The organism is Zoogloea oryzae, assembly GCF_030161255.1.
GTDB lineage: Bacteria > Pseudomonadota > Gammaproteobacteria > Burkholderiales > Rhodocyclaceae > Zoogloea > Zoogloea oryzae.
Genome location: NZ_BSPX01000044.1, coordinates 1 through 268, shown reverse-complemented (window position 1 = coordinate 268; position 268 = coordinate 1). Strand labels below are relative to the sequence as shown.

1 protein-coding gene is annotated in these 268 nt (G+C 75.0%); it reads left to right on the top strand.

Features of this window, described 5'->3' with window-relative positions:
• Positions 1 to 268: hypothetical protein (locus QQK25_RS14305; protein ID WP_284188521.1), on the top strand; the 268-nt coding region annotated here is incomplete at both ends.

The window sequence follows — 268 nt, the reverse complement described above, 5'->3', positions numbered from 1 at the left end:
ATCTACCGCTATGGCGTCAAGCCGATGCAGCGCGCGGTGGTGCTCGCCGCCAACGCGGATGGCTATCGCGCCGCCCTCGACCTGCTCGCCAACGACGTGGCCGTGGCCGCGGTGGTGGATCTGCGCCCGGCGATCGGCAGCGCCGAGCCCCTGGCCCGCCTGCTCGTCCAGGCCGGCGTCGAGGTGCTCACCGGCAGTTGCATCGTCGAAGGCGTGGCCGACGCCGCCGGGCTGTGCGCCGGTGCCCGCGTCGCCAGCCTCGGCGCCG